Here is a 7981-nt window from a genome sequence, read left to right as displayed (position 1 = left end):
TTCGGAATCTGGGCTCATAACCTCAGAAGAGCAGCCCAAATGGCCAAATAAGCAACGATTAACGGATACAGTTACACAGTAGCCCCCTGAGATTCACCACAATGAGATGCTTCTGCCAAAAAACGATTTTTTCAGGAGTAACTAGCTAATGCCGGGTGGGTTTTCTTAAGCCAAATTTTATTTGCAGTGAGTTTGAAAAATTAAAGTATACTTGACTTATCGGAATTGTACGTATATATTTAGTAGCATTACACATCATTTTGGACAGCGGTTTGGAAGCGAGGCTCGATGAAGAGGCGAATGTCAAGTAACTCTTCTTACTTATAAGAAGAGTTTTTTATTGGAGGGGTTTTCGTGGAAAATGTAATTCAATTCTGGAAATATATACTTGATAATCAACAACAAATACTGTCGCTTACCTGGGAACATTTTCAGCTTGTTGGTTTGTCTTTGCTGGTCGCGATTGCCATTGGAGTTCCCCTGGGCATATTTCTGACAACAAATGAAGAATTAGCAGAATCGGTCCTGCAAGTTGCCAATATCATTATGACCATTCCAAGCATTGCTCTCTTTGGATTGATGATGCCGATTCTCTCCTTGATCAATCAAGGAATTGGATTTCTGCCGGCCATCATCGCGCTTGTTGTGTACTCACAGCTTCCCATTATTCGAAATACATACATTGCCATAAAGAATGTGAATCCCCATATTCGAGACGCCGCGGTCGGAATTGGGATGACGAGATGGCAGCGACTGCTAAAAGTGGAGATTCCAAACGCTCTTCCTGTTATGTTAGCAGGGATTCGTACAGCTGTTGTATTAAATATCGGGATCGGAGCGATCGCTGCCTTTGTGGGAGCTGGAGGATTAGGAGTTCTGATCAACCAGGGAATTGCGAGAACACACCCGTATATGATCCTTGCCGGCGCTTTATTCATATCCATTCTTGCACTCATTGCCGACAGCCTGCTTGGGTTGTTACAAAAACGATTTACACCTGTAAACTTGCGAGATGAATAGAACAGCATCGGAGGTGGCTGAAATGATTGAATTTAAACATGTTTCAAAAATATACAACAATCAGGTTGCCGTTCTTCAAGACATTACCTTATCTGTACCTGAAGGGAAAACGGTTGTTCTGTTAGGACCATCAGGCTGTGGAAAAACCACCTTGCTCAGAATGGTGAATCGCCTCGTTCCTCTTTCAAAAGGAGAAATTTTTATCAATGGAAAGGAAGTTCATCATTTTAATGAAATCGAACTTCGCCGCAGCATCGGGTATGTGATTCAGCATAATGGATTGTTCCCGAATATGACGATTGAACAGAACGTAATGATCGTACCTGCTTTATTAGGATGGGACGGGAATCGAAAGCAGAAACGATTTCATGAATTAATGGAATTGATCGGACTGAATCCCGATGAATATCGCAAACGATATCCCCACCAATTATCTGGAGGGCAGCAACAGCGAGTTGGAATCGCCAGGGCTATGGCCGCCGATCCACCGATCATGTTAATGGATGAGCCGTTTAGCGCTCTGGATCCTGTTATTCGCAATCACTTGCAAGATGAATTTTTAAACATTCAAAAACAAGTAAGGAAAACGATCTTGTTTGTCAGCCATGATATTGATGAAGCAATAAAACTAGGTGATTATATTGCCATTCTAAATAACGGGAAATTAGTGCAATATGATACTCCACATCGTCTGTTACTCTTTCCCAAAAATGAGTTTGTGACGAACTTTACCGGGAAAGATCAAACATTGAAACAGCTTAGTCTATATACGATTGTTGATTTAGTGAAAGCAGGCTATATTCGCCAAGTAGAAAACAGTTCCATGGATAAAACCATCGCAATTGACACAAACTTGCGCGAAGCATTGTCAAAATTGCTTTTTCTTTCAGATGAACAAGCTGTCGTTATGGATGGTCAAGAACCTGTTGGAATTGTTCATAGCCAAGATATCAAACAATTCTTGCACAGCCTTACGGATAGTCTTATGAGAAAGGAAGTGGACCATGAGGAAAGGAACGCTCTTTTCCAATCTGTTTAGATCCGTCTGCTTCTTGTGTTCAGTCGGTTTTCTTGTTTGGGCCTATCAAAGTGGATACTTTCAGCTAATTACCGACAATCCTGAGGAATTCTCCGTTTTATTTACGGAACATTTGAAACTTGTTGCGATCTCATCGCTACTTGCCATCGTCATCTCCTTTCCGATTGGCATTCTGATAACAAGGGAAAGATTTAAAACGTTTGAATGGTTTTTTCTCAACCTTGCCAATATGGGCCAAGCTGTACCAAGTATAGCTGTCCTGGCACTTATCATGTTAGTTCTCGGAATCGGTCTGTATACGGCTGTTCTGGCGCTATTTATGTATTCCGTCTTACCGATTTTACGAAACACTGTAGAAGGCATTCGATCGGTGGATCACCATCTATTGGATTCAGCTAGAGGGATGGGGCTAACTCCGGCACAAATTCTATTTCGAATTGAGATTCCCAACGCCTTGCCCATCATTATGGGCGGGATCAGAACGGCAGTTGTCCTGAATATCGGAAGTGCTGCCTTGGCCTATTTGATAGGTGGTGGAGGATTAGGGAATTACATCTTTACAGGTATTGAAATGCTGGATAGTACGTATCTCCTCTCAGGAGCCGTTCCTGTTACGTTGATGGCGATCGTTGCCGATTATGGTTTGCGTCTTGTGGAAAGGGCTATGACTTCAAAAGGGATCCGTTTGCAACAATCTATCATCAAATAAAAATATCGATTTTGGAGGCACACACATCATGAAAAAATCGCTGTATTTCACTCTTATTTTTGCCCTGGCTCTCTTTGCGCTTGCTGGATGCGGAAATGGTAATCCAACCGCAAGCCAAAACAAGGAATCCTCGAGCGATCCCATTGTTGTTGGTACAAAATATCATACGGAGTCTTACATTTTATCTAAAATTACCGCTCTTTATTTAAAAGAGAAAGGATATAAAATTGAAGAAGCCGGTCAAATGGGCGGCCAACTCTCTCGTAAAGCTCTAGAAAATAATCAAATTGATATTTACTGGGACTATACTGGAACAGCTTTAGTGAACTACTTAAAGCAAGATCCCATTTCCGATTCAAAAAAAGCTTACGAACTCCTTGCGAAAATGGATAAGGAAAAGAACAACATCATTTGGTTAAGTCCCGCTGCTTTTAACAACACATTCGCCCTTTTGTTAAAAAAAGAAAAAGCGCAAGAACTTGGCATCGAATCGATTAGTGATTTGGCGGCTTACATCAATAAGAACCCTGAAACATTGACCTTTGGTACAAACGCTGAATTTGCAGGACGTCCTGATGGGTTAAAAGGAATTGAAAAAGCCTATGGCTTTAAATTTGGATCCAAGAATGTCAAGCAAATGGAAACGGGCTTGCCTATTCAAGCATTGCATAATGGCGAGGTTGACGTAGCCGTTGCCTATTCGACAGATGGAAGAATTAAAGCGTATAACTTGAAAAGCTTGACAGATGACAAAGTCTACTTCCCTGCTTATAACGGTGTTGTCACAACTCGTGCAGACGTATTGGAACAATACCCGGAACTTGATAAAGAACTAAAGCCAATTGTAGATAAATTAGATGATGAAACCATTACCGATCTGAACTATCAAGTGGATTATGAAAAGAAAAGTGTTGAAGAAGTAGCGAAACAATGGTTAGTACAAAACGGATTTATGAAATCAAATTAACATCCCCAGATGTTTGGGAAAGGGAGACAATCAATGACTTGGATTAAACCATTGAAACAAGCAGAAATCAAAGAATTGGAGATATATGATGAACTGAAGCAGCCGGTTGACGTATTTATGCGTTTACTAGCCAATGATCCCGAGTTATTAAAGGCGTTCGTTCCACTGCAGAGGGCTGTGAAAAGTGCACCATTTCCGGAAGTAATCAAAGAAATCGTCATTACCTTCGTGTCCTTGCGGAATGGCTGTCAATATTGTACGAAAAGCCATGGTTTGTTACTGAAGGAACTAACGGCTGACGAAGATATTTTAGCGAAATTGGATCAATATGAGTCGGCAAACTTTTCAGAAGAAATCAAAACGATTTTGCGTTATGCTGAAAAGTTAACGGCGAAACCAGTTCAAGTTAGACAGGAAGATCTTGAAGCCATCAAGCAATTTGGATATAATGACAAACAAATTTTTCAGCTGAATCAATTGATTGCGTATACTTCTTATACCAATCAAATTTCAATTGGATTAGGGCTTTAATCACGAAAGGGGCTGTCCCAAAAGCCATGAAAACTGGCTGAGGGATCGCCCCTTTTGTTTCAAAGTAAAGTCTATATTCTGTAGATTTTCCGCTCTTGCACAAGCAGTACCTCCAAATCGACATAGTATTGTGTATATACGTTGAAATGGAGATGAAGAGATGTCACTCCAAACACATGGTCATTTGAGGAGCAGAACCAAAATAGATATCCTGATCCCTGTGATCGAGAAGGATTTGAAAACCCTCCCGTTTGTTGTTCATGGAGTAAGAAGGAATGTGAAGCATCCGATCGGCCAAATCTTCATCGTTGCTCCCAGAAGTAAAAGAATCATGAGATTTTGCAAGCAAATGAACTGTACATTTATGGATGAAAATTCTGTCCTGCCGATTCGAAAACAAAATATCCGGTATCGTACAAAAAGATGGTCAGGCTGGATTTTGCAACAATTGTTAAAACTGAGCGGCGATCGATTCTGTTCGCAAAACTTTTTTTTGGTTCTGGATGCCGACACGGTGCTCATTCGTCCGCATATTTTCAGGCTCAATCAAAAGACGGTCTTTTATTGCAGAAATTGGAGCCATCATCAATATTTTAGAACCTACCAAAAACTGCTGGGCAGAAAGGCTGCCTCCCGTCCCTCTTTTGTGAACCACTACATGCTGTTCGAGAAATCGAAGCTTTCCCAATTGAAAAGGGCCATACAAGCCAGACATAAAACAAGCTGGCATTCGGCGATCCTAAAATGTATCAACAGATCGAAGCTCTTCGCCTTTTCAGAATTTGAAACCTATGGAAACTTTGTCCGCTCCAAATATCCCGGCAGGTTCATTCTCCGAAGATCCTTGAACAAGATGATAAGAGGAGACGCGCGGAATCTTTCCGGATCCACTGTGAAGAGGTTGACAAAAAAATACAGATCGATCTCCTTCCATAAGCGGAGATGGTATTACCGTAAATAAAAGGGGGTGTACGATGACAAATGATCAAGTCGTCTGGAGAGGTCCTGTGCTTAGAGCCGGCGGTACTGGAACAGCGAGCAGGGAATATGCGCTTGCGCTGGATCGGCTGGGCGTTCCTGTCAAAGTGGAGGCGAAAGGGAAAAGGTCCCGTCACAAAAGGTTGACCTATCTCATGAGCAGGCCCTCTGCCAAAAACAGGCGGAAAATATTAATCTATCACCATACACCAAATACCATTCGCATCAATCAGGCAAGAAAAAGATTTCATCGCATCGTTCTGAATACCGTTTGGGAAACGACAAAAATCCCCAGGAATTGGTTTCCCAACATCAATCGATTTGATGCAGTCTGCGTACCCTCCCTTCACAACAAGAGAGCATTGATCAACAGCGGCGTAAAAATCCCGATATTCATTGTCCCGCATGGAGTGAATCCGAACAGGTTTACTCCCTACAACAAAAAACTCTCGTTAAAAAATACTGCCGGAAAGTTCGTTTTTGTATCTGTATTCGGTTTTCAACATCGCAAAAATCCCGAAACCTTGTTAAGGGCCTATTGGGAAGAATTTTCTCCCAAGGACAAAGTCGTCTTGGTAATCAAAACAAGCGGATACGCACGTCATGAAACGCAAAAATGGATTCGGAATCGAATTCTGGGTTACAGGAAAAGACTTGGTTTTCACGCAAAGAATACCGCTCCTGTCATCCTTTTATCCCGTTATGTCCATAACGGGCAGCTTACAGGTTTATACAGGCTTGGCCATGCATTTGTTCTTCCTACAAGGGGAGAAGGGGTGGGTTTGCCGTTTCTCGAATCTCTGGCAAGCGGTGTTCCCGTAATCGCTACGCGATGGGGGGGACAAATGGACTTCTTGCGCGATCGAAATTCATTTTTCATAGGGTATAAGTTAATGAACCCTGCTCTACGCATGCATGGCAGACATGCGATAGCACGTACCTTTCGCCATTTGTTTGCACAAAAGGGACAACTTTGGGCGGAAGCGGATCTTCGTAGCGTAAAAAGACAGATGAGATATGCCTATCAACATCCCGGTCTTTGCAAAAGGAAAGGGCTGCAAGGCAGAAGAGATATTCGACAACGATCGTGGAATCATGCGGGCATGGCATTGAAACGAGCAATCGAAAAGGTCATCCGGACAAATAAACACCGATGAGTATAACCTCTTTGAAAGGAGGGGTGATCTTGAAAGTTGTATTATTATCTGGTGGTTCTGGAAAAAGACTTTGGCCGCTATCCAATGAGATCCGATCCAAAATCTTTCTAAGGCTGCTAAGAACAGCGGACGGCGGCAGTGAATCCATGATCCAGAGAGTTTGCAAACAATTGGACTCGGTGGGCTTGCTTCCCTCTACTTTCATCGTTACGCATGAAAGCCAAATGGAGATCATGAAAAACCAAATCGGAGACAGGATCCCCATCATCAGCGAACCCTATAAAAGGGGAACATTTACTGCTGTCGCTTTGGCCACAGCCTATTTTCATTCCATTCTTCAGGCAAATCCGGACGAAATTGTTTGTTTTCTTCCTGTCGATGTATTCGTAGAACCGACATTCTTCGAACGATTCCATACATTCCCGGAAATCCTTTCTCACTCCCAAGCAGATCTAGCCCTCCTCGGAACGAATCCCAAGCATCCATCCGATCAATACGGTTACATTGTGCCTGCGAAGGGAAACGGCGGGATTGATTACTACCCCGTCGATCAATTCGTTGAAAAGCCTGATATCCAGAATGCAAGCAGCCTGATGAAAAGGAATGCTCTGTGGAATTGCGGCGTATTCGCCTTTTCAATAAAGTTCATGCTTTCTCACTTGCAAAACAATGGACTTCCCATCGTGTATGAGGAATGGCTTGCGAAATATGAACACCTGCCTGAATTGAGTTTTGATCAGGAAGTCGCAGAAAAGGCCCGTCATGCGGTTGTCATCCCGTACAATGGGGATTGGAAGGATTTGGGCAGTTGGGATGCATTGGGAGAGCATCTTGGAAGCAACGTCATCGGTCCAGGAGAAATTTCAGATGACTCCATCAATACACATGTAGTCAATGAGCTTCCCCATCCGATCCATGTGATCGATGTGTCCAATAGTATCGTAGCCGCAAGCCCGGATGGCATTCTGGTAGCGAGCAAAAACCATTGCAGCAGAATTAAACAAATGATCCGCAACGTTCAGCAAAGACCAATGTACGAAGAACGAAGATGGGGAACCTACAGAGTTTTGGACCATTCCAAGACGGAAAAAGAAATGGAAACACTCACGAAAAAAATCGCGTTGTTTTCAGGCAAAAATATCAGCTATCAATTGCATCACAAGAGAAAAGAAATCTGGACCATCATTTCCGGTTCTGGCGAGTTTATTTTGGACGATAAACTCTACCAGATAAAAACGGGGGATGTTCTGCAAATCCCTTGTGGTGCAAAGCATGGAGTGAAGGCGATTACGCCGCTTGAATTTATCGAAGTGCAAATCGGGACTGAGCTTGTTGAAGAAGATATCACACGTTTAGCCATGACCTGGGAGGAAGCGGTCCAGTTTTGCAAGAATGGAGATTCCGAGTGAACGCTCCTTGCTCGAAGGGGCAAAAAAAACCAGCCTGTCATCATCCGGAGAAGAGAGACTAACGCCCCCTAGTATCCCCGTGTCTACGTCTCTACGCTGGCAGGCTGGCAAAGGCGCTCCGCAAATGAAAACCGCCTCCTATCAAAAACCAAGAGAGCACTTTTTTCAGTG

General features: G+C 42.9%; 8 protein-coding genes. All 8 read left to right on the top strand.

Translation table 11 applies throughout. The annotated features are described in order from the left end of the window. Positions 1-354 precede the first annotated feature (354 nt). Complete coding sequence (locus ACE99V_RS17080; protein WP_491624846.1) at positions 355-1020, top strand: ABC transporter permease; 666 nt, start codon at positions 355-357, stop codon at positions 1018-1020. Between the two features lie 22 nt (positions 1021-1042). Beyond that, the gene (locus ACE99V_RS17075) at positions 1043-2059 is read left to right on the top strand and encodes an ABC transporter ATP-binding protein (protein WP_400492439.1); all 1017 of its coding nucleotides are present in this window, start codon (positions 1043-1045) and stop codon (positions 2057-2059) included. Continuing rightward, entirely contained in the window at positions 2025-2768 is a 744-nt protein-coding gene (locus tag ACE99V_RS17070) for an ABC transporter permease (protein WP_400492438.1), read from the top strand. Before ACE99V_RS17075 ends, ACE99V_RS17070 begins: the two co-directional genes overlap by 35 nt. A gap of 28 nt (positions 2769-2796) precedes the next feature. Next, on the top strand, positions 2797-3735 hold the full coding sequence (locus tag ACE99V_RS17065; protein WP_400492437.1) for an ABC transporter substrate-binding protein: 939 nt from the start codon (positions 2797-2799) through the stop codon (positions 3733-3735). Positions 3736-3768: 33 nt separating this feature from the next. Then, the gene (locus tag ACE99V_RS17060) at positions 3769-4266 is read left to right on the top strand and encodes a carboxymuconolactone decarboxylase family protein (RefSeq protein ID WP_400492436.1); all 498 of its coding nucleotides are present in this window, start codon (positions 3769-3771) and stop codon (positions 4264-4266) included. A gap of 160 nt (positions 4267-4426) precedes the next feature. Continuing rightward, positions 4427-5227, top strand: a complete 801-nt coding sequence (locus ACE99V_RS17055) for a DUF6492 family protein (protein WP_400492435.1) — start codon at positions 4427-4429, stop codon at positions 5225-5227. Between the two features lie 13 nt (positions 5228-5240). Then, positions 5241-6401: a glycosyltransferase family 4 protein gene (locus tag ACE99V_RS17050; RefSeq protein WP_400492434.1), complete on the top strand. Its 1161-nt coding sequence runs from the start codon at positions 5241-5243 to the stop codon at positions 6399-6401. 23 nt (positions 6402-6424) lie between these two features. Then, positions 6425-7810, top strand: coding sequence for a sugar phosphate nucleotidyltransferase (locus tag ACE99V_RS17045; RefSeq protein WP_400492433.1), 1386 nt, complete (start codon positions 6425-6427; stop codon positions 7808-7810). Positions 7811-7981: the final 171 nt, after the last annotated feature.

The organism is Brevibacillus soli (genome assembly GCF_044759095.2).
GTDB lineage: Bacteria > Bacillota > Bacilli > Brevibacillales > Brevibacillaceae > JBIYSM02.
Note: the sequence above shows the minus strand (reverse complement) of the source record. Positions and strands in the feature narration are given on the sequence as shown.

Bases quoted from the DNA above. Each gene is read 5' to 3' on its own strand.
- ACE99V_RS17075 (WP_400492439.1), top strand. From the start codon at position 1,043: ATGATTGAATTTAAACATGTTTCAAAAATATACAACAATCAGGTTGCC.
- ACE99V_RS17070 (WP_400492438.1), top strand. From the start codon at position 2,025: ATGAGGAAAGGAACGCTCTTTTCCAATCTGTTTAGATCCGTCTGCTTC.
- ACE99V_RS17065 (WP_400492437.1), top strand. From the start codon at position 2,797: ATGAAAAAATCGCTGTATTTCACTCTTATTTTTGCCCTGGCTCTCTTT.
- ACE99V_RS17060 (WP_400492436.1), top strand. From the start codon at position 3,769: ATGACTTGGATTAAACCATTGAAACAAGCAGAAATCAAAGAATTGGAG.
- ACE99V_RS17055 (WP_400492435.1), top strand. From the start codon at position 4,427: ATGTCACTCCAAACACATGGTCATTTGAGGAGCAGAACCAAAATAGAT.
- ACE99V_RS17050 (WP_400492434.1), top strand. From the start codon at position 5,241: ATGACAAATGATCAAGTCGTCTGGAGAGGTCCTGTGCTTAGAGCCGGC.